Annotated in this window: 21 protein-coding genes; 5 read left to right on the top strand and 16 right to left on the bottom strand. The window is 41.6% G+C overall.

Translation table 11 applies throughout. From position 1 onward, the window contains the following. The 5 genes from trpD to asnB form a co-directional block, all read right to left on the bottom strand. The gene (gene trpD / locus EGM47_RS07520; protein WP_124980156.1) at nt 1-1,005 is read right to left on the bottom strand and encodes an anthranilate phosphoribosyltransferase; all 1,005 of its coding nucleotides are present in this window, start codon (nt 1,003-1,005) and stop codon (nt 1-3) included. Then, nucleotides 1,002-1,571: an anthranilate synthase component II gene (locus tag EGM47_RS07515; protein ID WP_124980155.1), complete on the bottom strand. Its 570-nt coding sequence runs from the start codon at nt 1,569-1,571 to the stop codon at nt 1,002-1,004. Before EGM47_RS07515 ends, trpD begins: the two co-directional genes overlap by 4 nt. Continuing rightward, nucleotides 1,568-2,047, bottom strand: coding sequence for a hypothetical protein (locus EGM47_RS07510; RefSeq protein WP_124980154.1), 480 nt, complete (start codon nt 2,045-2,047; stop codon nt 1,568-1,570). Before EGM47_RS07510 ends, EGM47_RS07515 begins: the two co-directional genes overlap by 4 nt. Before the next feature lie 2 nt (nt 2,048-2,049). Further along, on the bottom strand, nt 2,050-3,477 hold the full coding sequence (locus EGM47_RS07505; protein WP_124980153.1) for an anthranilate synthase component I family protein: 1,428 nt from the start codon (nt 3,475-3,477) through the stop codon (nt 2,050-2,052). 181 nt (nt 3,478-3,658) lie between these two features. Then, nucleotides 3,659-5,320 carry an asparagine synthase B gene (gene asnB, locus EGM47_RS07500; RefSeq protein WP_124980152.1) on the bottom strand — a complete coding sequence of 554 codons (1,662 nt, stop codon included), beginning with the start codon at nt 5,318-5,320 and terminating at the stop codon, nt 3,659-3,661. A 348-nt stretch (nt 5,321-5,668) separates the two neighbouring features. Between asnB and EGM47_RS07495 the strand changes: the two genes are divergently transcribed. Beyond that, the gene (locus EGM47_RS07495) at nt 5,669-6,934 is read left to right on the top strand and encodes an NRAMP family divalent metal transporter (protein ID WP_124980151.1); all 1,266 of its coding nucleotides are present in this window, start codon (nt 5,669-5,671) and stop codon (nt 6,932-6,934) included. Here EGM47_RS07495 and msrA read toward each other — a convergent pair. The 3 genes from msrA to EGM47_RS07480 all read right to left on the bottom strand — a co-directional run bounded on the left by msrA (nt 6,931) and on the right by EGM47_RS07480 (nt 9,631). Continuing rightward, complete coding sequence (gene msrA / locus EGM47_RS07490) at nt 6,931-7,605, bottom strand: peptide-methionine (S)-S-oxide reductase MsrA (RefSeq protein ID WP_124980150.1); 675 nt, start codon at nt 7,603-7,605, stop codon at nt 6,931-6,933. The two genes, EGM47_RS07495 and msrA, sit on opposite strands and share 4 nt — an antisense overlap. Nucleotides 7,606-7,729: 124 nt before the next feature. After that, the gene (locus tag EGM47_RS07485) at nt 7,730-8,509 is read right to left on the bottom strand and encodes a zinc ribbon domain-containing protein (protein WP_124980149.1); all 780 of its coding nucleotides are present in this window, start codon (nt 8,507-8,509) and stop codon (nt 7,730-7,732) included. 3 nt (nt 8,510-8,512) lie between these two features. Beyond that, complete coding sequence (locus EGM47_RS07480) at nt 8,513-9,631, bottom strand: Nif3-like dinuclear metal center hexameric protein (RefSeq protein ID WP_317126872.1); 1,119 nt, start codon at nt 9,629-9,631, stop codon at nt 8,513-8,515. 40 nt (nt 9,632-9,671) lie between these two features. Here EGM47_RS07480 and lpxK point away from each other — a divergent pair, with 40 nt between their 5' ends. Then, a complete protein-coding gene (gene lpxK / locus EGM47_RS07475) occupies nt 9,672-10,655 on the top strand; it encodes a tetraacyldisaccharide 4'-kinase (protein WP_124980148.1) in 984 nt (327 codons plus the stop codon). Here the strand turns inward: lpxK and EGM47_RS16540 are convergent. From EGM47_RS16540 to EGM47_RS07440, 7 genes are all read right to left on the bottom strand, one after another. Further along, complete coding sequence (locus EGM47_RS16540; protein ID WP_240642334.1) at nt 10,635-12,962, bottom strand: ATP-binding protein; 2,328 nt, start codon at nt 12,960-12,962, stop codon at nt 10,635-10,637. The genes lpxK and EGM47_RS16540 overlap by 21 nt on opposite strands. 159 nt (nt 12,963-13,121) lie before the next feature. After that, on the bottom strand, nt 13,122-14,105 hold the full coding sequence (gap, locus tag EGM47_RS07465) for a type I glyceraldehyde-3-phosphate dehydrogenase (protein ID WP_124980147.1): 984 nt from the start codon (nt 14,103-14,105) through the stop codon (nt 13,122-13,124). Nucleotides 14,106-14,114: 9 nt separating this feature from the next. Further along, complete coding sequence (lipA, locus tag EGM47_RS07460) at nt 14,115-14,990, bottom strand: lipoyl synthase (RefSeq protein WP_124980146.1); 876 nt, start codon at nt 14,988-14,990, stop codon at nt 14,115-14,117. 46 nt (nt 14,991-15,036) lie between these two features. Beyond that, nucleotides 15,037-16,146 carry a glycosyltransferase gene (locus EGM47_RS07455; RefSeq protein ID WP_124980145.1) on the bottom strand — a complete coding sequence of 370 codons (1,110 nt, stop codon included), beginning with the start codon at nt 16,144-16,146 and terminating at the stop codon, nt 15,037-15,039. Between the two features lie 5 nt (nt 16,147-16,151). Beyond that, nucleotides 16,152-16,358: a membrane or secreted protein gene (locus EGM47_RS07450; RefSeq protein ID WP_124980144.1), complete on the bottom strand. Its 207-nt coding sequence runs from the start codon at nt 16,356-16,358 to the stop codon at nt 16,152-16,154. A gap of 94 nt (nt 16,359-16,452) precedes the next feature. Beyond that, nucleotides 16,453-17,484 (bottom strand): UDP-N-acetylmuramate dehydrogenase, encoded by a 1,032-nt coding sequence (gene murB, locus EGM47_RS07445; protein ID WP_124980143.1) that lies wholly within the window; start codon nt 17,482-17,484, stop codon nt 16,453-16,455. Beyond that, entirely contained in the window at nt 17,481-18,671 is a 1,191-nt protein-coding gene (locus tag EGM47_RS07440; RefSeq protein WP_124980142.1) for a pyridoxal phosphate-dependent aminotransferase, read from the bottom strand. Before EGM47_RS07440 ends, murB begins: the two co-directional genes overlap by 4 nt. A 77-nt stretch (nt 18,672-18,748) precedes the next feature. On the opposite strand from EGM47_RS07440, the gene EGM47_RS07435 reads away from it, so the two are divergent. Further along, nucleotides 18,749-20,116, top strand: coding sequence for an aspartyl protease family protein (locus tag EGM47_RS07435; protein ID WP_164510838.1), 1,368 nt, complete (start codon nt 18,749-18,751; stop codon nt 20,114-20,116). A 7-nt stretch (nt 20,117-20,123) separates the two neighbouring features. Here EGM47_RS07435 and EGM47_RS07430 read toward each other — a convergent pair whose 3' ends face one another. Then, on the bottom strand, nt 20,124-20,516 hold the full coding sequence (locus EGM47_RS07430) for a DUF1573 domain-containing protein (RefSeq protein ID WP_164510837.1): 393 nt from the start codon (nt 20,514-20,516) through the stop codon (nt 20,124-20,126). A 113-nt stretch (nt 20,517-20,629) separates the two neighbouring features. Between EGM47_RS07430 and EGM47_RS07425 the strand changes: the two genes are divergently transcribed. Then, nucleotides 20,630-23,260 carry a valine--tRNA ligase gene (locus tag EGM47_RS07425; RefSeq protein ID WP_124980139.1) on the top strand — a complete coding sequence of 877 codons (2,631 nt, stop codon included), beginning with the start codon at nt 20,630-20,632 and terminating at the stop codon, nt 23,258-23,260. Nucleotides 23,261-23,588: 328 nt separating this feature from the next. Beyond that, on the top strand, nt 23,589-24,476 hold the full coding sequence (locus EGM47_RS07420; RefSeq protein WP_124980138.1) for an aldose 1-epimerase: 888 nt from the start codon (nt 23,589-23,591) through the stop codon (nt 24,474-24,476). Nucleotides 24,477-24,536: the final 60 nt, after the last annotated feature.

The raw sequence follows: 24,536 nt of genomic DNA, 5'->3' as shown, positions 1-24,536 counted from the left end.
TTATACGGTGGGAGTAAGTTTTAAGAGTGCTTCAAAAGCTTTCAACGCTTTTCCAGATTCTAGGGAGCCTCTTGCGGTGATGGAGGCCTGGTGCAAGTTTAATTCAGGTTTGGCCACCGCGATAGCTGTGGCAGCATTGGCGATCACCACATTTTTTTGTGCATCAGTTCCCTCGTTGTTCAAAACATTCATGAAAATTTCTGCTGCTTCGACAATACTGTCTCCCCCATAAATATCTTCGGGTTGCAAAGTTTGAAGACCAAAATCTTTGGGCAAAACATCACTTACTCCATTATTGCTGGCCAGACGAGTTTTGCCGGTGAGACTTACCTCGTCATATCCCTGATGTGAATGAAGGATGGCATACTGCTTTTCTGGTTCGTTCTGGAACAGATATTCATAATTCCTGGCCAACTGTAAACTAAATACCCCCACGCTTTGCAATTTCGGCTTAGCAGGATTCACTAAGGGTCCCAACATATTAAAAAAGGTCTTCACGCCCAGTTGCTTGCGGATAGGGCCGACTGCTTTCATGGCAGGGTGGAATAGGGGAGCGTGGAGAAAGGTGATGCCGGCGGACTCAATTTGTCTGGTGAGCAATGTGGTATCATTTGTAAATCTAAAGCCCAAATGTTCCATCACATTACTGGATCCGCTGACGGAGCTTACCCCATAATTCCCATGTTTAGCTACGGGAATCCCAGCCCCGGCCGTAACAAAACTGGCCAGTGTACTGATATTAAAAGTGTTTTTCTGGTCGCCACCAGTTCCACAAAGATCAATAGGGTTATAGGCTGACAAATCGATCAACAAAGCTTGTTCCAGCATAGCGTCTCTAAACCCTGCCAGTTCTTCCACGGTGATGCTGCGCATTCCAAAAACGGTGAGAAATGCAGCGATCTGACCGTCATTCACCTCACCCCCAGTGATAATTTTTAGAACATCATATGCTTCTCTCCTAGTGAGTATGTCGTGGTCAAATAATTTATTAAGTATATGTTTCATGCAATGAGTTCCAAAAAGTTTTTCAGCATTAATTTTCCTTGGGGAGTCATGATGCTTTCTGGGTGAAATTGTACCCCATATATGGGTAGGGTTCTATCTTTTAAGGCCATGATCTGACCATTTTCGTCTTTAGCGGTAATCACTAATTCAGAGGGGAAGTTTGAGGCATCGGCTACCCAACTGTGGTATCGACCCGCTTGAAAGCTAATGGGAATAGATTTAAAAAAAGCGTCACCTTCATGGGTCATGGTAGTCGAAAGTCCATGATAAACCTTTTCAAGATTAATTATTTTCCCTCCATAAACTTCTGTTATTGCTTGATGTCCCAGACAAATTCCTAATAAAGGTTTTTTATCCTTCAGGTATTTTATAATCTCCAATAGATTTCCAGCTTCTTTTGGAATCCCTGGTCCTGGAGATAACACCACAGCATCATAAGATGCACACTCTTCTGGTGTAATCTGGTCATTGCGGTAAACGGTAACATTGGCGCCCAGGTCCTCCAGATAATGCACGAGATTATAGGTGAAGCTGTCGTAATTGTCGATGATCAATATCTTTTTCATGAGCTCTTCTTAAAATAGCCTTCTTCATCCAATCGGTATAGGGTTACCTCATCTTCCTGCTGAATCTGTACCTCAAAGTTGGAAAATAATTTTCCTGATATCTTTGGATTTCTTGATTTTGAGAGCGTTACTTTGTCGATAAGGTCCAGGGAAAAGGTATAGGTTCTTAACTCCAATTCCATAACCGACTTATCATCTACAATATATTGTTTCAGCATAGGTTTGAGCATATACTTATCCGTAGCCTGTATGGTAGAGCCAACGTTATATTCAAAAATCATGGCATTGTACACCTCATCACTAGTTAAATAGTCGGCAGTTTTAAACTTATTGTCTTTAAACTCTTCTGATCGGGTAATCATTATTGAGTTGGACTCATTTGGATAGGACTCATAAATGATTGTTTTGTCATTCTTACAAGAAAGTAGAAGACTCATGCAAACGATCATGAGTAGAAAAAGGGGCTTGATATTCATATTCATTGATTTGCTTTTTGTATTGCCTTTCTAAGGGCATTGGTTTTGTTGTATACTTCTTGGGTTTCACTTTCCAGATCGCTTTCAACCACCACTCCCGCACCAGCTCTAAAGTACAACTTGTTGTTTCTGGACAGGATGCTGCGAATAATTATGGCGTGATTGAAATTTCCGTCAAATCCTAGATAGCCTATTGCACCACCGTAAAATTCTCTTGCTGATCGCTCATAAGAATCTATAAGTTGCATTGCCCTGAACTTTGGAGCTCCACTCAAGGTGCCCGCAGGGAAGGTATCACCTATCAATTGAATTTTATCATTTTCGTCTATACTTCCCGTTACTTTGCTCACCATATGGATCACATGAGAATAAAAATGAATGTTTTGATAGTCCTGGACTTTTACTTCTCTGGCATGTCTGCTCAGATCATTTCTTGCCAGGTCTACCAACATGACGTGTTCAGCCGTTTCTTTGGGATCCTGTTTTAAACGTTCTGCTGCTGCTAGATCTGCGGTGTCATCTCCCGATCTCTTGTAGGTACCTGCGATCGGTTGAATGCTGGCTTGATCTCCCTGTATCAATAATTGGGCTTCTGGAGAAGATCCAAATATCCTGAAATTGCCGTAATCAAAATAAAACAGGTACGGACTGGGATTGATTGCTCGTAATTGGCGATATACATTAAAATCATCACCTCTGTATTCCTGTTCAAATCTCCTAGAGAGCACGATCTGAAAAACGTCACCACGCTTACAATGCTCTTTTCCTTTTTGAACCATTTCCTTAAACTCTTCATCAGTCATCTCAGAACTTTCCTCTTCCTGAATTTGGAAACCGTATTGGGCAACATCCCTGTGATTGATAACTGCCATGAGCTCTTCCAGTTTTGGGTGTTGCACTCCATAGACGTGGTCAAAAACATAAAGTTGGTTGTAATAATGGTCAAAAACTATCACGTTTTGAAAGACCTGATAATGGGCTAGTGGTATGGGTGGGGTAGACTGTTTTGTTGTTTCGCTTTCGCGAAAGCGCAATGCTAAATCCTCAAATAACTGTACGGCGTCATAGCCTAAATACCCAAACATTCCATTGGTTGGAAACGGGAAATTGGACTCAGAAGGTTTAAACCTGTCTTTAAAAGCCTGGAGTTCATCAGCCAAGTTCATTCCTCTGGAGAAATCTGATACATCGCTGGTTCCGTCGGGATATTCCCGGGTTAGTTCCTCATAGTTGACCTCAAAATTTGCTACTGGATTGCAACAAATAAAAGAATAACTATTGCTGCGCTGTCCGTATTCATTACTTTCCAGGAGTATGCTATTGGGGTATTTGTCCCTTAGCCTCATATAGATTGCCACCGGTGTAAGCGTATCGGCCAGTATGACCCGATGCTCACTCTTTGGATGGTATTTATGTTTTGTTGTTGTCATGTTTAAATAGGCTAAAAACAAAAAGGTCTACCGTGAAGTAGACCTTTTTTATGATTTCAACATAGGGGCAACTTTACGGCTTTTGAGCTGTATTATTCCACCACCAAGTATGTTGTGTTGTTCTTTTCATTACTGTAAAAGTAGTTACCGCAGTTTAAACTGGCAAGAAATAAGGTTTTTTTTAATATCCATCATCGTGTACACCACTGACCGCTCTCCCAGACGGATCATTCATATTTTTAAAGGCCTCATCCCATTCCAGGGCAATCGGTGTCGAACAAGCTACCGACTTAACCGAAGGTACGCAACTGGCCGCTGCGTCGCTGGGGAAGTGCTGAGAAAAAATACTGCGGTAATAATATTCTTCCTTGCTTTGCGGTGGATTGATTTTAAACTTAAAGGAGGCTGCTTCCATCATTTCGTCTGTTACTTCTTTTTCTACTACTTCCTTTAAAGTGTCGATCCAATTGTATCCTACGCCATCGCTAAATTGCTCTTTCTGCCTCCAGGCTACACTTTTAGGCAGATAGTCTTCAAAAGCTTCTCTTAGAATATGTTTCTCCATTTTACCGTTGCCACACATTTTATCTTTAGGGTTGAGTCGCATGGCAATGTCCATAAATTCCTTGTCCAGGAAAGGCACTCTTCCCTCGATTCCCCATGCCGCCAAAGATTTGTTGGCCCTTAGGTTATCATAAAGGTGGAGACTTTCCAATTTTCTTACGGTCTCTTTGTGAAATTCTTCGGCAGTGGGGGCTTTGTGGAAATACAAATAACCACCGAATATCTCGTCACTACCCTCACCTGAAAGCACCATTTTGATTCCCATAGATTTGATTACTCTGGCCAGTAAATACATAGGGGTAGAAGCGCGTACAGTGGTCACATCATAAGTTTCTAAATAGTAGATGACATCCTTTATAGCATCCAGGCCTTCTTGAATCGTAAAATTTACACTGTGATGCACAGTGCCAATATGATCTGCTACCTTTTGAGCAGCATCCAAATCCGGGCTGCCTTCCAGTCCAATAGCAAAAGAATGCAGCTGTGGCCACCAGGCTTCGGCATAATCGCCGGATTCAATTCTTCTGGCCGCGTATTTTTTGGCGACTGCGCTCACGATTGAGCTGTCCAATCCCCCAGACAACAAAACACCATAAGGTACATCACTCATCAGGTGTCTGTGCACCGAATCTTCCATAGCTTTTCTAAGTTCTTCTACTGAACTACTGTTTTCACGTACTGCAGCATAGTCCTTCCAATCCCTGTCAAACCATGGGGTAAAATCGGCATCCACACTATAGTAATAGTGTCCAGGAGGGAAAGGTGCTATATCATTACAGGTTCCTTCCAGTGCTTTGAGTTCGCTAGCTACATAGAATTGTCCCATTTCATCCGTCCCGTAATATAAAGGGATAATTCCTTGGTGATCGCGAGCGCACAAGAATATATCTTTGGTACTGTCATACAATGCGAATCCATACATACCAGTCAAGTCATCCAGAAAATCGACGCCTTTGTCTTCATAAAGTGCCAAAATGACTTCACAATCCGACTTGGTTTTAAATTGGTAGTTTGGGTATTTTGCTCTTATGTCCTGGTGGTTATAGATCTCTCCATTTACGGCCAAAACAATTTTACCGTCAGGACTGTATAATGGTTGTCCACCAGATTGGGGATCGACGATGGTCAATCTTTCGTGAGCGAGTATAGCGTTTTCACCACAGTAGATTCCCGACCAATCAGGTCCTCTGTGTCTTAATTTTTTTGAGAGTTCCAGTACGCTTTCTCTTTGTTCCTGACTGTCCTTCTTTAAGTTGAACATTCCTACGATTCCACACATAATAAAAGTTTTAAATAAAAAAGGCCTACTCGTGAAAGTAGGCCTTGAGTTAGTTTATATATCAGATCCTACTTCACCTTGGGCAAAGAATTATTATTGAATCCGAAATTATTGTTGGTTGTCATAACTGAGGTAAATATATAAATAAGCTTCGATAAAAAAATAATTAATTAAAAAAAATTAAAATTATACTTACTTGGCTTCACTTGTAGGAATACCACTGAACAGTGGTAACTCAACATCTGAACTACATTTTTAGACCAGTTTTCGTCTAATCTATAAATAATTGTCATTTTTAGTTAAGACCAAGTTTTTTGGCGACTCAGCGGACTGTAGTATATTGTTGATATGAAAGGATTTTATAAGGTCTTGGGTCCTGGGCTTATTTTCGCCAGTACAGCCATAGGGGTAAGTCATTTAGTGCAAAGTACCCGCGCTGGAATGATGTATGGTTTTGGCTTTTTGATGCCAATTATCCTGATCAACCTGCTCAAATTTCCATTTTTTGAATATGGTACCCGCTACGCTGCCGCTACCGGGAAGAGTTTAATAGACGGCTATCGTAAGTTAGGTATATGGGCAATTGCCGCTTATTTTTTGGTCATGCTGATCAGTTTATTCTTTGTCAGTGCTGCTGTATTTCAAGTTACCGCAGTTTTTATGGAAGAATTGTTTAGATTCAAGCAATGGACCGACCTCTCTTGGTTACCCTTAGTACTTACCGTCATGATCTGCTTTTTAATTCTTGCCTTTGGAAGGTTTAAAGCATTGGACCAAGTGATTAAGGTGGTTGGTTTGGTTATGATTGGCTGTACTGCAATAGCCTTTTTGATGGTGTTGTGGAAAGGGCCAGTATCTATCGAGCCTGGTTTTGAAGAGCCATCGCTTTGGGTGGTATCCACGATTCCTTTTGCCATAGCGTTGATGGGTTGGATGCCTACCGCGGTTGATCTCAGCACCTGGAATAGTTTGTGGACACTAGAAAAACGAAAAACATCTGGCTATCATTCTACAGTCAAGGAAGCTGTAAGAGAATTTAGTCTGGGCTATTGGATCAGTGCGGCACTTGCGGTGATGTTTTTGACGTTGGGTGCGTACTTGGTTTATGGAACCTCGATACCAGTGATGGGAGGGAGTGGTGGTTTTGCCAACCAGGTCATCTCCTTATTCACTGAATCCATGGGAGCTTGGTCGTATTACCTCATTGCAGTAGCGGCTTTTTGTATCATGTTTGGTACCAGTATTGGGGTATTGGACGGCTATTCCAGAGCCTTTCAACGAAGTTGGGAAGTAGCCTTCAGAAATGGTAATTCCCTTGGAGATCGATTTTACCTGTCTGCTTTACTTATGACTGCCCTGGGTGCATTTTTGTTGTGTTGGTTATTAAAAGACCAACCCAAAGGTTTTTTGTTGATCGTGGACATTGCAACAATTTTATCTTTCCTTTTTGCTCCTGTGGTGGCCGTGCTCAACTATATTTTGGTCACCCGTAAAGATTTTCCAGCAGCTGCTCAACCAAAGCTATGGATGAAACTACTCAGCGTCGTGGGGATTGTCGTACTAAGCCTACTCTCTTTGGTTTATGTCGCGTACTATTTTGGCGGATTTGATTAGTGCATGGCATCTTCTCGGATAACCTCTGGCATCTTAGCAGCAAACTTTTTAAATCTAGGTATTGATACATTCTGGATATAGCCATTATCAGGGTGCTTTTTGGCGTAGTCCTGATGATAATCTTCAGCTTTCCAAAATTTTTCGAACGGCTTAACCTCAGCAGCTACATTCAATCCGTCTTTTTCCAGCATAGCAATTTTGTCTTCGATGATTTTTTTCTGCTGATCATTTTGATAGAAAATAATACTGCGGTATTGAGAGCCTCGATCAGGTCCCTGTCCATTTACCTGCTCGATGTTTTGTGAGGCAAAATAAACATCCACCAAAGTCTTGAAGTCAACTACTGATGGATAATAAATTATTTCGTTGGCCTCAGCATGCCCTGTTCTACCAGTGTTGCTCTGCTCATAAGTTGGGTTTTTAGTATGACCACCTGAGTATCCAGAGATAGCTTCTTCAACACCCTTTACAGATTCATAAATTTCTTCTACACACCAAAAGCAGCCACTGGCAAAATAGGCGCGTTCTAAACCGTCTTGACTAGGCACTTCAACAGGCGCTTGCGTGGACTGGGTCTCTGAGGTAGAATTTGATGCTTGATCTTTTTCAGCACTTTTAGTATCGCAAGTGCTTGCAATGATCATTAATAGGAGTAAGGATAAGGTCTTCATTTATAGGGTATTTTTAACAAAACTATCAATGCTTGTGCCAGTGCAGTATTAAAGCATCGTTAAATAAAAACCCTTTAGACCGAAAGGTTAAAGGGTTTTTAAATAGGGTAAGTACCTGATACTACTATAGTTTGGCAAACGTCTTTTCCATTTCTTCCACCTGTTCCTCGGCCAAGGCAGCATCAACTAGAATACGCCCAGAATGCTCATCGGTGATGATTTTCTTACGGCTGGCAATTTCTACCTGAACCTGTGGGGGAATCGTAAAATAAGATCCTCCAGATGCTCCACGCTCGATGGGCACCACAGCAAGTCCGTTTTTAACGCTTGTTCTGATACGGGTGTATGCTTTGATTAAACGATCTTCAATACTTTGGGCATGGTCCTGACTCATTTTGAGCAAGGCCTGCTCTTCTTTTTCGGTCTCCTTAAGAATCTCTGAGAGTTCAGCCTTTTTGTGCTTCAAATGCTCTTCACGCTCATTCAGGCGCTCTTTGCTTTGATCGATCACTTCATTCTGTTGCTCGATCTGTGCCTTGAATTCTCTAATGTGCTTTTCAGCCAATTCCATTTCCAACTCCTGAAATTCTATTTCCTTAGAAAGAGAATTGAACTCTCGGTTGTTTCGTACGTTTTTCTGTTGCTCAGAGTACTTGGTGATGAGGGCTTTGGCTTCTTCAATCAAATTCTTTTTGGACTTGATGTTCTCATTGAGTTCATCTACATGTCCATCCAGCTTTGCCAAACGAGTTTTCAATCCTTCCACTTCATCTTCAAGATCCTGAACTTCCAGAGGTAATTCACCACGCACATTGCGTATCTCGTCAATACGGGAATCGATTAGTTGTAGGTTGTAAAGTTCTCTTAACTTTTCTTCTACAGTCGCCTCGGTCTTTTTTGCCATCGTCTAAAAATAATTTACTGGGTTTGTTCTTGCTTTCGCGCAAAGAACTGCAAAATTACTAAATTTTTCACTAAGATATTCATATAGTAGATTTTTTGTAAACTGCTCGCTTTCATAATGTCCCACATCACACAATAATAATCGTTCGCCCTGGAAAAAATCATGATATTTTAAATCTGCCGTGACATAGGCATCAGCCCCAGCAGCCTTGGCGTCATTGATCGCAAAAGCACCTGAACCTCCCAATACGGCTACCGTTTTAATTATCTTTCTCTGGCCTTTGTTAGATTGAAAGTTATGGGAATACCTGACTGATCCTGTATCAAAGGATCGCTTGATCAGATCTAAAAATGCTTGGGTTTCCAATGGGTCGGTTAGATTTCCTATAGCGCCCATTCCGATGTCTTGATATTTATTTTCTAATTCGGTGATTTCAAAGGCGACTTCTTCATAAGGATGGGAACTATGTAAAGCTTGTAGAATCTGGTTTTCCAGATGAGGTAAGAATGTTAATGATAGCTGTGACTCTATCTCTGTGGATCTCTTATTTCTTTCTCCTAGGGCGGGATTACTTTGTTCATTCCCTTTAAAGGTACCCTGTCCCTGACTCACAAAACTACACTCTGCATAGTTGCCCAACTTGCCTGCTCCAGCCTGAAACAAGGCTTCCTGCACCTGTTCCAATTGAGCTGTTGGAACATAAGTCACTAATTTTTTGATTAATTTTTTTTTGGGGATCAAAGTTTTCATGCCGCTCAAGCCTATGGCCTGCCCCATGCGGTAACTTACTCCTCCTTTGGCATTATCCAATGCCGTATGAGTGGCATAGATAGCAATATCGTTTTTGATGGCTTTGACCACAGCCCTGCTGACGTAATCCTTGGCTACCAGACTTTTCAGTCCGGAAAAAATGATGGGGTGAAAACTCACGATCAAATTGCATCCTGTATCAATAGCTTCATCCACTACCTGTTCCAAACAATCCAGCGTCACCAGAACACCTTTCACCTTCATATCAGAAGATCCTGTAAGTAGACCTGTATTGTCAAAGTCTTCTGCATAAGACCTGGGCGCCAATTGCTCTATACTGGCGATCACTTCCTTGATCATCATATTGCTCATAATTTTACGTCTGTTGTAAAATTAACCTACTTTTGAAGGCATGCAAGAATTGCGTCTGCTTTTATATCCGTTTTCCATACTTTACGATGGGGTTACCGCGTTGCGGAACTTGGCTTTTGACCAGGGTTGGCTTTCCCAACAAAGCTTTGATGTACCGGTTATAGCAGTAGGAAACCTCTCTACTGGAGGAACTGGCAAGACACCAATGGTAGAATATTTAATCCACACATATCTCCCTAAAAAAGTAGCCGTGCTCAGCCGTGGTTATGGTAGGCAGACTAAGGGTTATATTTTATTGAACGAAGATCATTCAACGGATGAAGTTGGAGATGAGCCACTCCAAATCAAAAGAAAATTTGGTGACGCCATTATCAGCGCCGTCTGTGAAAAAAGAGTTGATGGGATTGAGCGACTAATGAACGACCATTCTCCTGACCTCATTATATTGGATGATGCCTATCAACATAGGTACGTCAAAGCTGCCCACTATATTTTATTGACAAGTTTTAATGATTTGTATGTAGATGATTATGTACTCCCTGCAGGGAATTTAAGGGAATCTTCTCGTGCTGCCCAACGCGCTGATCAGATCGTGGTTACCAAATGTCCGCCGGACTTATCTGAGAAAGAGCAAGTGCGTATTGCTCACAAATTGAATCCGACCGCCGATCAAGATTTATATTTTGCCACCATCGCTTATGAGCATTATGTGCAAGGCGTTGCAGGGTCTCTAGCTCTTGATCAACTTCAAGGTAAAGAAATTTCGGTGGTGACAGGTATTGCCAACCCACAACCATTTCTGAATCACTTGAATCAATTTTTTGTGTTCAAACACTTTAAATTTGGAGATCATCACCGGTTCAAAGAGGTTGAAGTAGATCAAATAAAAAAGTTTGACATCGTAATTACGACGGAAAAGGATTACCGAAGATTGGAAACCTATCAATTACCCCATCTGTATTACCTGTCTATTTCCACCAAGTTCATTGGTGATAATTTAGTACTAGAGGACTTGGTAGTTTGAAAATGCGCGTTGGATTTTGCTGAAGAAATCATCCATTTTAAACGGCTTGGGTATGATGTCATCAAACCCGATTTCATAGAATTCTTTTTCAGATTCGTTAAGTGTCACTGCTGTCAATGCAATGATTGGAATTTCACGGTCAAAACTTCGTATTTTTTTTGTCGCTTCTTTTCCATCCATGACAGGCATATGTATGTCCATAAGGATCAGATCAAAAGACTCCCGGTTGACCATTTCTACAGCTTCCAATCCGTTGTTAGCAACAGCACAATTAAAGTTTTTACCTTCCAGGATTTTCCGGGTAATCATTTGATTGATCTTGTTATCCTCGACAACTAGTATGCGTTTGTTTAGTAAGTCCTTAGGCGATGGTGGCTTGGAGCTGATAACGTCATCCTGAGATCCTGATGGTTCTTTGGCAGGAACTGGTGCAGTCTCTTGTGAGGCAGGAGTGTCGGTAGTAGTATCGGCGAAAGGTTTGTTAGATTCAATGGGCTCTATGGTCTCATTGGTAATTTCTGAAATGATGCCCTGTGAGATATCCTTGGCGGCTCCAATACCATTTTCTTTATAAAATTTATTGGAATCCGGAAGGTCAAAGGTGATATCAAAAGAGAACTTACTTCCTTTGCCCACTTTACTTTCTAATTGAACGTTACCTCCCATCAACTCGACCAGATTTTTGACAATGGCCAATCCTAAACCTGTTCCTCCGTATTCTCTAGTCACGCTAGAACCTTCCTGAGTGAAGTTTTCAAAAATGGCCTGTTGTTTTTCACCTGAAATACCTTTACCATTATCTTCCACTTCAAAATGAATCTTGCATTGATGACCTTGCGTTTCTACTCGTTGCGCGCGAATCCAGATATCCCCACCTCTGGTAAACTTAATTGCATTACCAATCAGATTTATCAAGATCTGCGATACTTTTACCGGGTCACCAGCCAATCGTGTTGGTATGCTGTTGTCGTAGGAGATATGTAGCTTGTTTTTGTGGTCACTGGATTGTCCTTTAAGCGATACCGTGATGTCTTGAATACGTTTCTTAAGGTCAAATGGGATGCTTTCCAGCTCTACTTTGTTAGCTTCAAGCTTGTTGAAGTCTAAAATGTTATCAATCAGTGATAGTAGGTATTCTCCAGAAGATTGAAGGGTTTCCAAATGCTCACGTTGATCTTTCCTAGGGTTTGTCTCCAACAATAAATGCGTCAATCCTGTTACCGCATACATAGGTGTACGCAGTTCGTGGGTGATGGTAGAAAGAAAATCAGCTTTGATTTTGGCAGCATCTTGAGCGCGGTCTCTTTCATCGATCAGTGCCGAATTTTTATTTTCCAACGCACTGTTACTTTTGGCCCTGAGTTTATTATTTTTAAATAAGGAAAGGGTCAACAACGATAGGAGAGTAATAAATACGCAAAGTAATATATAACTGGTATCATGCCCCTTGAGTTCAGCATTGACCGCCATATTTTCCTCCTTAAGCCATTCGTTTTCCCTCTTCAATTGCTCCACTTGCACCGAGCTTATCGCACCGTTTTCGAGCACATCAGATTTGTTAGTAAGTTCATAGTACTTCTCTAAAAACAATATGCTTTCCTCCAGGCGATCCTGTTGTTTTAAAATGGAAGATTTCAATTTATAGATATCTCCTTTGATCAGATCAAAATCGTAGGTTTCTGCGAGATAAATGGATCGGTCTAAAAACAGTCCAGCATCCTCCAGTTCACCACGATCCTCATATATCGTCGCCAGCAAATAATTGGCCTGGGCGCTAAGTTCAAACAATTCAGCGTCCTCCAATAAGGGTGTAAGTTCCAACAGAGAAACTGCTGCTCTGGATTCATTTTCTACGGCCAGGTCCAATTGGGCTTTACGCAGCTTTGTTTCCAAAAGGATTTCACCAGAGGTATTGATGTTATCCAGCTTCTCTATTCTAGAGATGTATTGGTTGGCTCTGATATAATTTTCATTTTCGAGAAATATAAAAGCCTTCAGGAGCATGTACTCCAAATAATCCTCAGAATCAACATCCAGCAGACTTTTAATGTCATCCAGTTGTATATCGGCTTTTTCATATTGATTGGTAGCGATCAGTAAACGGCTCTTGGAGAGTTGGGTACTGGCATATACCGCAGAATCCGTTGCGATTTCACTAGCGCTGTTAATGAATTTGATCGCTTCTGAATAGTTGGCCTTTTGCATGGCTAAATTTGCCTGATCCAAAATCAGATCAACCGCGATACGCTGGTTATCTGTGGAAATAGCAGCCGCATCTTCCTGGGCGAAAGCCGTAAAAGAGGACATGTAGATCCAAAACAAACACAGATATGCGGAGATACGATACAAAATTGGATATCTATTCAATTACCAAATATAATTTTTACTGCCCTATTTAGTCTGAAAATAATAAATAATCGATAAAAAAGGGTATTTCATCGATACTAAACCAGAAATTACCCTGATTTATCTGTTCATGCGCAACACCATATCTTTTAATCGATTGGAATAACCGCTTTCATTGTCATACCAACCTATAAGTTTAACCAATTTACCGATTACACTGGTCATATTAGCATCATAAGTACAAGAAAAAGGGCTGCCTGAGATGTCTATGGAAACCAACGGAACTCGTGTATAAGAGAATATTTCTGGATTTGCTTTCGCGAAAGCGGCAAACGCCTCATTGACCTCCTCTACCATTACTTCGCGTTTGACGTTGATCGTCATATCCGTCAGACTTCCATTGGGAACCGGGACTCTAATACCACAACCACCGATCACATCACTTAAATCTGGAAAGATTTTGGTCAAGGCTTTGGCGGCACCTGTGGTGGTCGGTACGATGGATTGACCTGCTGCTCGAGCCCTGCGCAAATCTCGATGTGGTTGGTCATGTAGGCTTTGGTCTGTGGTGTAACTGTGTACAGTTGTGATATAGGCTTGCTCAACTCCGCAAAGATCTCTCATCACCTTGATCAAGGGGGCGGCATTATTTGTGGTACAACTAGCGGTAGACACAATCAGGTCATCATCTCTTAAGAGATCATCATTTACTCCCAATACGATGGTTTTGATATCATCTTCAAGAGGAGGAGCACTTAGGATTACTTTTTTGGCTCCTGCCTCCAGATGCTTCTCCAAATCCGCCCGATATTTAAATTTTCCTGTGGACTCAATCACAACATCCACATCCTGCCAATCCAAGTCTTTCAAATGGGCATGTTGACTATAGCCGATGGATTGCTGGTCAACTTTTAAACCTTGTTTCTCGTGTGTAACGACGGCATCCATGATACCATGAATAGAGTCGTATTGGAGCAGGTGGGACATCGTCTCGACAGCGGCCAGGTCGTTGATGGCAACAACTTGGATTTCTGGATGATTCCACACGGTTCTAAAAAAAGTGCGTCCGATCCTTCCAAATCCGTTGATCCCTACTTTAATCATGAGCTGATTTTACAAAATATGCTTGTGTGCTTTATAACTACTTCTCACCAATGCACCACTCTCTACGTGCCTGAAACCCATTTCTAGCCCTATAGTTTCGTACTTTTTGAACTGCTCTGGAGTAATAAACTCCTTGACGGGCAGGTGTTTTTTTGAAGGTTGCAGATATTGGCCGATAGTGACTACATCTACGTTGTTTTCTCTCAGGTCGCGCATGGTTTCCAAGACTTCATCTTCACGCTCACCCAGTCCCAGCATGATACCAGATTTGGTTCTATTGACACCTTGCTCTTTGAGGTAACGCAGTACTTCAAGACTGTTATCGTATTTGGCTTGTATACGCACCTCTCTGGTTAAACGCCTAACGGTCTCCATGTTATGAGAAACCACTTCAGGATTAGCTTCGACAATTCGGTTGATGTTCCGTTTATTGCCCTGAAAATCAGGTATAAGTGTTTCCAGTGTGGTTTCTGGATTCATGCGGCGTATGGCTGCCACGGTTTCTTTCCATATGATGGAACCCATATCCTTAAGGTCATCGCGATCTACACTTGTGATGACCGCATGTTTGATTCCCATGAGTTTGATTGATCTGGCAACCTTTTCAGGCTCGGCCCAATCTATGGTATTTGGTCTGCCTGTTTTTACACCGCAAAAGCCACAAGATCTGGTGCAGGTATTACCCAATATCATAAAGGTAGCCGTACCTTCAGTCCAACATTCCCCCATATTTGGACAGCTTCCTGAGGTACAGATGGTATGCAGATCGTATTTGTCAACCGTGCTTCTGAGTTCTTTGTATTTTTGACCTACCGGTAACTTGACGCGCAACCATTTGGGCTTTCCCTTTGTTGGTGGCGCTACCGATGTATTTGCTAATTCCATATGACAAAGTTAGTAAATATGTAGTCGTTGCCAGTTGAATACCTGACTAGTTCCATTGTTTTGGTCGATGAGCCATATTAGAGACAAATAGCAAGAGCTGACTGAGCACCAGCACTATTTCCAATAAGGGTAGCCATGGTGTAAGATCGCTTTCGCGAAAGCGATACATACCACGACCTAAAACAATCCAGAAAATTGTGTATCTCAATACAATTATACCTAAGACTGCCAGTATGCTAGGGGCCAAAAACAGCGCTACTATTGCTGAAATTATAAATCCGCATTGGGAGAAAAAAAACAGGCCCAACAGCAATTGATCCTTTTTCTTGTAAAAACTACTGGTAGAGATATGTCTTTTCTTTTGTTTCCACCAGCTGGACCAACTCGTTTTTGGGAGGCTGTAAGTAAATCCTTCGGGATTTAGGACTAGACTTGTGTTTTTTGAATTTCCCGCTTCATTGACAAACAAATCATCATCTCCACCCATGACCTTCATGTGACTCATATACCCCCGATTGTCGTAAAACTCCTTAGCCGTGAAGCCTAAGTTGCGGCCTACACCCATGTAAGGATTCCCTAAGGCAGCGAAGCTGAAATATTGTACCGCAGCAAAAACTGTCTCGAATCTAATTAAGGAGTTGAGTATCGAACCTTTGATCTGGTGGTAACCGCCATAACCTAGTACGATGCTTTTATGTTCTGATAACTGCTGGGCCATCAGACGAAGCCAGCTATCAGAGGCAGGGTTGCAGTCTGCATCTATAAAAATGAGTTTGTCGTTGACGGCTTTTTTAATACCCAGGGTCAAAGCATATTTTTTATTGGCCCAGAAATTCTCATTGTTCACGACATTAACCATTTTGACCCGCTGGTCCGTCTGCTTAAATTGTTCAATCAGATCGCCTGTGCCGTCTACGCTGGCATCATTGATTAAAATGATTTCAAAGTTGGGGTGATCCTGGCGCAGTAGCTGAGGAACGAGGTTTTTGAGATTTTCTACTTCGTTTTTAGAACAAACGATCACCGAACAAGGGTCTGTGGTATTTCCAGAGGGCTCTACAGGCTCCATGAAACCAGCCTTTGATAGAGCGAGATAATAGGCGATGTTTATCAGGGCAAAGCTTCCCAGAATATAGTACTCAATTCCTATCTCCATGGAATTCAGGCTTGGGCCTCTTTCTTACAATCTTGTTCATCCGGTAGTTTTCCGCACATGCTGCAGGCTTGACCATCTTTATTCAGGTAAGGATTTTGGCTGGCGCAGGTACCAGCAAATTTACCATCCTTTTTAGCCCAAATTTTAATGGCTATTCCCGCAAAAGCCAGCAGGAGCAAACCAAACGAGATTAAAATAAGTTTTAAATCCATAATGCAAAGATACATATTGTGCCCTCGAGACAATACAATGAGATGCTAAAATTGGGAAGACTGATGTGAATATTTAGTCTTCATTTTATTATTTCTACTCGTTGATCAGATTTACTTCTGTCTCAATTTGAATACCGTAGCGATCCTTGACGGCTTGTTGAATTTGTTTGGACAATTCGAGGATTTCTTTTCCGGTGGCCTTGCCGTGATTAACCAGGACCAAGGCTTGTTTATCATGAACACCCGCATCTCCGTTTCTTTTACCTTTAAATCCTGAACGGTCAATTAGCCATCCTGCTGGTACTTTAACATGCATTTCATCTACAGGATAGGACGGTAATTGCGGGTGCATCCGCAATATGTCCTCGTATTTTTCCTTTTTAATGATCGGGTTTTTGAAAAAGCTACCACTGTTACCGATGACCTTAGGATCAGGTAACTTGCTGCTGCGGATGTTGATCACAGCCTGTGCCAATGAGGAAATTGTTAGCTCACCATCCATAATATCCAACTCCTGTTTGATCGCACCGTAATCGGTTTTCATGGTGTAATTTTCTACCTGAGTAAGATCCGTTAATTCCAGCTGCACCGAACTAATTACATAGCGACCTTTGGCTTCATTTTTAAAGATGGAATCCCGATAGCCGAATTTACAGTCCTCCAGACTTAACTTTTTACACTCCAAGCTTTTGAGATCGATTACCTCGCAACTGTGAAATACATCTTTTAACTCAACACCATAGGCGCCAATATTCTGAATAGGTGCTGTTCCTGCATTGCCTGGGATCAAGGCCAAGTTTTCGATTCCGGCTAGTTGTTGATCGATACAGTACATCACCAACTCGTGCCAGTTTTCTCCAGCCATTACCTTTAAGAGCACCTTCCCGTCTTTTTCTTCTACACGCTCAATACCTTTCAGGCAAACGTGTACTACCGGTTTTTGGATATCATCCAAAAGCAGCATGTTACTCCCACCACCCATCAGAAATATATCTTCGGCCACATAATAGCCCAGGGTCTCCATCAACTGTTGTCTGGAGCTAGGCGCAGTGTACGCTTTCGCGAAAGCGGAAATACCAAAAGTATTCAGCTCTTTTAGGTTATAATTGTGGTGGATCTCTATCAATCCTGATAAACTTTGAGTGCTTCTTCTAGAATTTGCACTGATTTTTTTAGCGATTCCTTTTCCAACACATAAGCAATACGTATTTGGTTCTTCCCTACGCCAGGTGTACTATAAAATCCTGCAGCAGGTGCAACCATAATCGTCTCATTATCTACCTGGAAATTTTCCAGTAACCATTGGGCAAAAACGTCAGTGTCCTTTACAGGTAGTTGGGCCACACAATAAAATGCACCGCCTGGATTGGCCACTTGGACCCCAGGAATTTTTTTAAGTCCCTGAATGAGGATATCTCTTCTTTCAATGTATTCGGCAATTACCTCATCAAAATAAGCTTGAGTGGTGTCCAGTGCAGCTTCGGCTGCTATTTGTGCAAAAGTGGGTGGACTCAGCCTGGCTTGAGCAAATTTCATAGCGGTGTTCATTACCTCCATATTTTTGGAAACCATACAACCTACCCGAGCACCACACATACTGTAGCGCTTGGAAACAGAGTCTACCATAATGGCGTGATCCTCCAATCCTTCCAAGTTCATTACAGAAATGTGTTGGCGACCATCATAGGCAAATTCTCTGTAAACTTCATCGGCAACCAAAAACAGATCATGCTTCTGTACGAGTTCGGTCAACTGATCCATTTCCTCTTGGGTGTATAAGTAACCTGTAGGATTTCCAGGATTGCAAATTAGGATCGCCTTGGTTCTGTCGGTAATCAACTTTTCAAATTCGCTGATAGCCGGTAGTGCAAAATTATTGTCTATGCTGGTAGGTATCGGGCGAACGGTCACTCCACTTGCGGTAGCAAAACCATTATAATTGGCATAAAAAGGCTCTGGAATAATGACCTCGTCTCCATAATCGCAAATGGAACCCATAGCAAAAAGCAAGGCCTCGCTACCTCCTGTGGAAACAATGATATGCTCACTTTTCAGGTTCATCCCATTGTTGTTGTAATGCTGTACCAATTTATCACGGTAGGATTGGTTACCGGCACTATGGCTGTACTCCAGAACGTCCATGTCGGTATTTTTAACCGCAGCGATAGCTTGTGGCGGAGTTTTAATATCGGGTTGACCAATGTTGAGTTGGTAGATATGGATTCCACGTTCCTTTGCAGCCTCGGCATAGGGAACGAGTTTACGTACGGGCGAGGACGGCATTTGCTGTCCTTTATGGGAAATCTTTGGCATGAATTCTTTTTATCAAGCAAAGGTAAGCCAAGTGTCAGGAAAGCCAAAAAGGATAGACAATTGTATATATTTATATGATGATGAGATCCCTAGTCATACTATTTTTAATGTTGTTGTCCAGTTTGAGCTGGTCTCAGGATGCTTTCCGTATCATAGATGGAAAGAAAAGAGCTACAAAATCATTTGACCTCAGTTTCAATCTGATCAAGGTTGAAGCCGAAGTCAATGGATTAAATCTGAAATTTTTAGTAGATACGGGATTGAAACGCACGATCATTTTCAATTTGAAGCAAGGCGACTCTTTGACGATAAAAGAGGGTTACCGCACCAGTATTCGAGGTTTTGGACAAGAAGAGCCTATTGAAGCTATTTATAGTAAAGGCAATAAGATGAAGTTGGGAAAATTAATTAATGAAGATGCTCATATTATTTTTTTAGATGCAGCTGCTATTGATATAAATACAAAGTTGGGAGAAGATGTCAATGGTGTAATTGGGTCAGATCTATTTAGAAAATTGGCGGTCGAAGTCAATTATGAAAGTGAAAAATTGAAATTTTATAAAGACAGTACAGCTATTCCCAGAAGATATAAAAGGTACAATTCGATACCGCTGGATATTCATGGAGATAAACCGTATGTAAAAATTGAAGTAAAACAAGCGGGTGAAAACTATACTGTAAATACATTATTAGATACAGGTAGTAGCAGCTCGTTCTGGTACTATGGGATTGCTGAAGATTCAACAGCTCTGGCAAAGCCACAGAGAGGTTTTAATGATTATTTGGGATGGGGAGTCAGTGGTCCAATTGAAGGTTGGAGAAGCAAAATAGAAAAATTGAGTTTTTCTGGTGTCGAATTTAAAAAACCTACCGTCGCTTTTCCCAACGACCAAAGCTTAATCAATGCGAGTGAAAATGATTTGTATGAAGAAGGTTCCATTGGAGGCGAAATTTTAAGACGAACCAACGTTTTATTTGACTATCAAAATAACAAGTTATTTGTCCAGCCTATTGCCAAGTTAGTTGACCAAGGTTTTTACTATAATATGTCTGGTATTCATGTCAAGTATGGAAATGACAATACCATAATTGTCACCCAAAATCATAACAGTATTCCGTCCAGTGAAAACGTCAACTTGGGGTATAACAGCTCTGATTCTGGCATGTCCAGTGCATCTGGTTTTTCTACCTCTTTTACCATCAGTTATAAAATTCTACCGACTGTGGAAGTAGATTGGTTAACAAAGGGCAGCCCAGCGGACAAGGTCGATATCCGAGAAGGAGATGTTATCACGAAAATCAACGGAAGAAATGCCAGTATCATGGGACTCGGAGAAATCGCCGAAATTTTTAAACACAATCCTGGAAAAAAAATAAGATTGAAATTGACGCGTCAAGGTGTTGAGCTCAAAAAACAGTTCAGGCTTGCACCCTTAATCGAGTGAATAAGATTTAAGGATCAACGACTTTACCTTTCATACGCAAAGGAACCAATTTGTCCTCGATATTGGCATAAACTGTAATAGTTTTTACAATGGGTCCTACTTTCATCGTATCGTATTTTACCTTGATCTCGCTACTAGCCCCAGGAGCAATTGGTTCCTCAGGTTGCGATACGATGTCGCAACTACAGGAGGAATAAATACGGTAAATTTTCAGTGGATTTTCCCCAGTATTGGTGAACTTAAAGCTGCGTATCCCATCGCTATTCTTAGTGATCGTTCCATAATCCATGGTCCGAGTATCAAATGAGATAGTAGTCAGAGGATCAAGGGATTTTTTTTCCTGAGCTTGTGCGCCAAAGCTTAAAACCATAAGCGCCAGAATCAACAGTACATTTTTCATCATCCTTGTATTAAAGGTTAAAAGTAATCTATTGGGCTTAAAACGGCTGTTAATGCTGTGTAATTTTTAAGTTAATAGTACTTTTGTCGATATTTTCAAAAACTGAGCCAAACATGCCTTTAGCCCCACAATACGACTCAATTTCTACAGAAGAAAAATGGTATCAATACTGGATGGACAAAAATTTTTTCCGTTCAGTGCCTGATGAGAGAGAAAGTTATACCATTGTGATACCACCACCCAATGTAACTGGAGTTTTGCATATGGGACACATGCTCAATAATACAATTCAAGATGTATTGATCAGGCGTGCCCGACTCAAGGGTTATAACGCTTGTTGGGTGCCTGGAACAGATCATGCGTCCATTGCTACTGAGGCCAAAGTGGTCAAAAAACTCAAAGACCAAGGTATTGATAAAAATGATTTGAGCCGTGAGGAGTTTTTGAAACATGCCTGGGATTGGACCCACGAGTATGGTGGAGTGATTCTGGAACAACTCAAGAAGTTAGGTGCTAGCTGTGATTGGTCGCGTACCAAATTCACTATGGATGAGGATATGTCTGCTTCAGTGATCAAAGTCTTTGTTGATCTTTATAACAAAGGAATGATTTACCGCGGATACCGTATGGTGAATTGGGATCCAGAAGCAAAGACTACGTTGAGCGACGAAGAGGTAATCTATGAAGAACGCAACGGCCATTTATATCACCTCAATTATTCCATCAAGGACAGTGATGAACATATTACCATTGCTACCACCCGACCTGAGACTATTTTAGGAGATACTGCGATTTGTGTTCACCCAGAAGACGAGCGTTATACTCATTTGGTGGGAAAAACGGTGATCGTCCCGATCGTCAATCGAGAGATTCCAGTGATTGCCGATGAATATGTAGATATGGAATTTGGGACAGGCGCGCTGAAAATTACTCCTGCCCATGACGAAAATGACCAGAAGATCGGACAAACTCATCAGTTGGATGTGGTAGATATTTTTAATCCAGATGCAAGTCTTAATAGTAATGGATTGCATTATGAGGGTAAAGACAGATTTGTGGTGCGCAAGGAAATAGCCGTCGAATTGGAAGAAAAAGGTTACCTCATTAAGAAAGAAGACCACGTACATAAAGTGGGTACCAGTGAGCGTACCAAAGCCGTGATCGAGCCCAGACTTTCCGACCAATGGTTTCTTAAAATGGAGGACCTGGCTCAGCCAGCCATCAAGGCAGTCAAAGAGGACATTATAGAATTGTTACCGCCCAAGTTTAAAAGCACCTACTTTCACTGGATGGAAAATGTGCGCGACTGGAATATCAGTCGTCAGCTCATGTGGGGTCAGCGTATACCTGCTTATTACTATGGGGATGGAAAAGAGGATTTTGTCGTTGCAGAAAGTTTGGAAGAGGCGGTATCGCTTTCGCGAAAGCGAACCAACAATACATCTCTAGAAGCAACTGACCTCAGGCAAGAAGTGGATGTGTTGGATACTTGGTTTTCTAGCTGGCTGTGGCCGATCAGTGTTTTTAATGGGGTGCTAGAACCAGAAAATGAGGAGATCAATTACTATTATCCTACCAGAGATTTGGTTACTGGACCGGATATCTTATTCTTCTGGGTCGCGCGTATGATTGTGGCGGGTTATGAGTTAAGGGACGAGAAACCATTTGAAAAGGTTTATCTGACGGGACTGGTGAGGGATAAACAACGTCGCAAGATGTCAAAATCTTTGGGTAACTCTCCAGATGCGCTAAAGCTTCTTGATCAGTACGGTGCCGACGGTGTAAGAGTTGGACTCTTACTCAGTGCCAGTGCAGGAAATGACATTATGTTTGATGAAGATCTTTGTCAGCAGGGGAAAGGATTTGTCAATAAGATCTGGAACGCTTACAGATTGATTGAAGGTTGGGAAGTAGATCCGAAACTTGAACAACCCCAGCATAGCGCTCAGGGAATTTCTTGGTATAAAAGTAAATTTAATCAGGTGCTGGCCACAATGGAGGATCATTACAGCAAATACCGCATCAGCGACGTGTTGATGACAGGATATAAACTGATCTTTGATGATTTTTGCGGATGGTTGCTCGAGATTATAAAGCCAGAATACCAACAGCCGATTGATCAGAAGACATTATCACAGGTGATCGCTTTGTTAGAGGACAACTTGAGACTCATGCATCCGTTTACGCCATTCATTACCGAAGAATTGTGGCAAGCTATAAAAGAACGTACCCCAGCACAGGCACTTTGTGTGAATACCTGGCCCAGTGTCGGTGACATTGACAAGGCGCTGTTGTCCGACTTTGAATTGATACAAGATGTCATTTCTGGTATTAGAAATGTACGTAAGGATAAGCAGATCAGCTTTAAAAATAGCATTGATCTGATGCACATCAATAATGAAAATCTGGACAGTCGTTACGATTTGCTCATTAAAAAGATGGGGAATGTCGATCGTATTGAAGTTGTAGAAAAGCAAGTGGGCGGTGCTGCCAGTTACAGGGTTAAATCCAATGAATATTTCATTCCCTTAGAAGGAAATATTGATGTAACGGCAGAACTTGAAAAACTCAATGCAGAATTGCAACGAGCCAAAGGCTTCCTTAAAGGAGTGCAGAAAAAACTGGGTAATGAGCGATTTGTAGGCAATGCGCCTGAACAAGTCGTCGCCATGGAAAAAAAGAAGGAGGCTGATGCATTGGCTAAAATCGAAACCTTGGAGTCCAGTATCAAAGCACTGCAGTAATGAATGAAACCGACAACATCGCTCTAAGCGTTCTACTGGCAAGCACCATAGGCGTTGTGCTCTTGGTGCTGGCAGTGATCTGGTTGATGAAATATTTGCTTAAAAAAACAAAGGATTAGATGAACCCTATCAATACCATCGCGATCGTTATGATCGCTGTTTTTCTCTGCTTGATTGTCTTGGCGATTTATGTTTGGAGAAAGGAATAATAGCGAGAGTAATTCCCAATGTCTAATTGATAAAACTAAGGCGGTGTACCTCTGAGTTTTGATGTTAGATATAGGCCTAGAGCATTTCAAAGATGATCCAATTGACATCCCAATAATCCATGTACAAAACAGAACGTACCACGCATCATCATCTTCCGCAGTTACTGATAAAGGATAAACATCAAGAATTGATAGGTAGGATCAGCTTGCATCAAGGCGGAAGCCTTCAGGAATTACAATTGGCGGGTCATAAGCTCATTCAGCCTGTGGACGGTATGACTTATGAAGTTACTTACCCATCGGCCATATTGTTTCCTTTTGTCAACCGGATCAAAGATGGTAAATATCGCTTTCGCGAAAGCGAATACCAAATGCAGATCAACGATCCTGAGTTTCATAATGCGCTTCATGGTTTTGTCTGCAAGCAACAATTTGAGGTTTTTAATGAAGTATGTACCGAAAATTCAGTGCAAGTGGAATTGGCTTCAAGTTTTGCTGGCGCCGATGGCTTTCCTTTTAGTTTTGATATTATTCTAACATATACTTGGAGAGCAGGCTCTTTGGAGCTTGAAATGAAAGCAGTAAATACTGGAAAACAGGCTTTTCCTTTTACTTTAGGTTGGCATCCCTACTTTTATGTTTCTGATGTTGATGCCTGTCAGTTAGCATTCAATGCCGACCAGCATTTTATTTACGACAGTAGGCAATTACCAGTAGGATCTGAACCGGCCATAGATACAAATCCAATGGAACTCCAGGGTAAAATGCTGGATGACGGTTATCATTTGACCGATAATTCGGTAAGACTGATTGCACCCACCTACCAATTGGAACTCACTACCGATTCACCAGAAGCCTATCTACAGCTCTATCGGCCTCCTTATGACCATGTTATAGCCATTGAGCCTATGTCAGGCGGTGTAGACGCTTTTAACAACGGGGAAGGGTTGGAAATCCTTGAACCAGGAGCTGCTGTCCAAACTACCTTTAGGCTAAAGCTGTTGTAATATGAATTGCTCAGGGACAAGTTCTACTCCTAGGTGTGGAACAAGCTTAAAATGAAATAT

The organism is Nonlabens xiamenensis (assembly GCF_003865345.1).
Taxonomy (GTDB): Bacteria; Bacteroidota; Bacteroidia; order Flavobacteriales; family Flavobacteriaceae; genus Nonlabens; species Nonlabens xiamenensis.
The sequence above is the reverse complement of the archived record's forward strand: the minus strand, read 5'-3'. Positions and strand labels throughout refer to the sequence as shown.

Excerpts from the sequence above, each read along its gene's own strand:
- EGM47_RS07480 (WP_317126872.1), bottom strand. The coding sequence starts at position 9,631 with ATGAGCAATATGATGATCAAGGAAGTGATCGCCAGTATAGAGCAATTG.
- EGM47_RS16540 (WP_240642334.1), bottom strand. The coding sequence starts at position 12,962 with ATGTCCTCTTTTACGGCTTTCGCCCAGGAAGATGCGGCTGCTATTTCC.
- EGM47_RS07510 (WP_124980154.1), bottom strand. The coding sequence starts at position 2,047 with ATGAATATCAAGCCCCTTTTTCTACTCATGATCGTTTGCATGAGTCTT.
- EGM47_RS07430 (WP_164510837.1), bottom strand. The coding sequence starts at position 20,516 with ATGAAAAATGTACTGTTGATTCTGGCGCTTATGGTTTTAAGCTTTGGC.
- EGM47_RS07420 (WP_124980138.1), top strand. The coding sequence starts at position 23,589 with ATGTACAAAACAGAACGTACCACGCATCATCATCTTCCGCAGTTACTG.
- lpxK (WP_124980148.1), top strand. The coding sequence starts at position 9,672 with ATGCAAGAATTGCGTCTGCTTTTATATCCGTTTTCCATACTTTACGAT.
- EGM47_RS07450 (WP_124980144.1), bottom strand. The coding sequence starts at position 16,358 with ATGGATTTAAAACTTATTTTAATCTCGTTTGGTTTGCTCCTGCTGGCT.
- EGM47_RS07515 (WP_124980155.1), bottom strand. The coding sequence starts at position 1,571 with ATGAAAAAGATATTGATCATCGACAATTACGACAGCTTCACCTATAAT.
- lipA (WP_124980146.1), bottom strand. The coding sequence starts at position 14,990 with ATGGAATTAGCAAATACATCGGTAGCGCCACCAACAAAGGGAAAGCCC.
- EGM47_RS07505 (WP_124980153.1), bottom strand. The coding sequence starts at position 3,477 with ATGACAACAACAAAACATAAATACCATCCAAAGAGTGAGCATCGGGTC.
- asnB (WP_124980152.1), bottom strand. The coding sequence starts at position 5,320 with ATGTGTGGAATCGTAGGAATGTTCAACTTAAAGAAGGACAGTCAGGAA.
- msrA (WP_124980150.1), bottom strand. The coding sequence starts at position 7,605 with ATGAAGACCTTATCCTTACTCCTATTAATGATCATTGCAAGCACTTGC.
- EGM47_RS07455 (WP_124980145.1), bottom strand. The coding sequence starts at position 16,146 with ATGGAGATAGGAATTGAGTACTATATTCTGGGAAGCTTTGCCCTGATA.
- EGM47_RS07435 (WP_164510838.1), top strand. The coding sequence starts at position 18,749 with ATGATGAGATCCCTAGTCATACTATTTTTAATGTTGTTGTCCAGTTTG.
- EGM47_RS07495 (WP_124980151.1), top strand. The coding sequence starts at position 5,669 with ATGAAAGGATTTTATAAGGTCTTGGGTCCTGGGCTTATTTTCGCCAGT.
- trpD (WP_124980156.1), bottom strand. The coding sequence starts at position 1,005 with ATGAAACATATACTTAATAAATTATTTGACCACGACATACTCACTAGG.
- gap (WP_124980147.1), bottom strand. The coding sequence starts at position 14,105 with ATGATTAAAGTAGGGATCAACGGATTTGGAAGGATCGGACGCACTTTT.
- EGM47_RS07425 (WP_124980139.1), top strand. The coding sequence starts at position 20,630 with ATGCCTTTAGCCCCACAATACGACTCAATTTCTACAGAAGAAAAATGG.
- EGM47_RS07485 (WP_124980149.1), bottom strand. The coding sequence starts at position 8,509 with ATGGCAAAAAAGACCGAGGCGACTGTAGAAGAAAAGTTAAGAGAACTT.
- EGM47_RS07440 (WP_124980142.1), bottom strand. The coding sequence starts at position 18,671 with ATGCCAAAGATTTCCCATAAAGGACAGCAAATGCCGTCCTCGCCCGTA.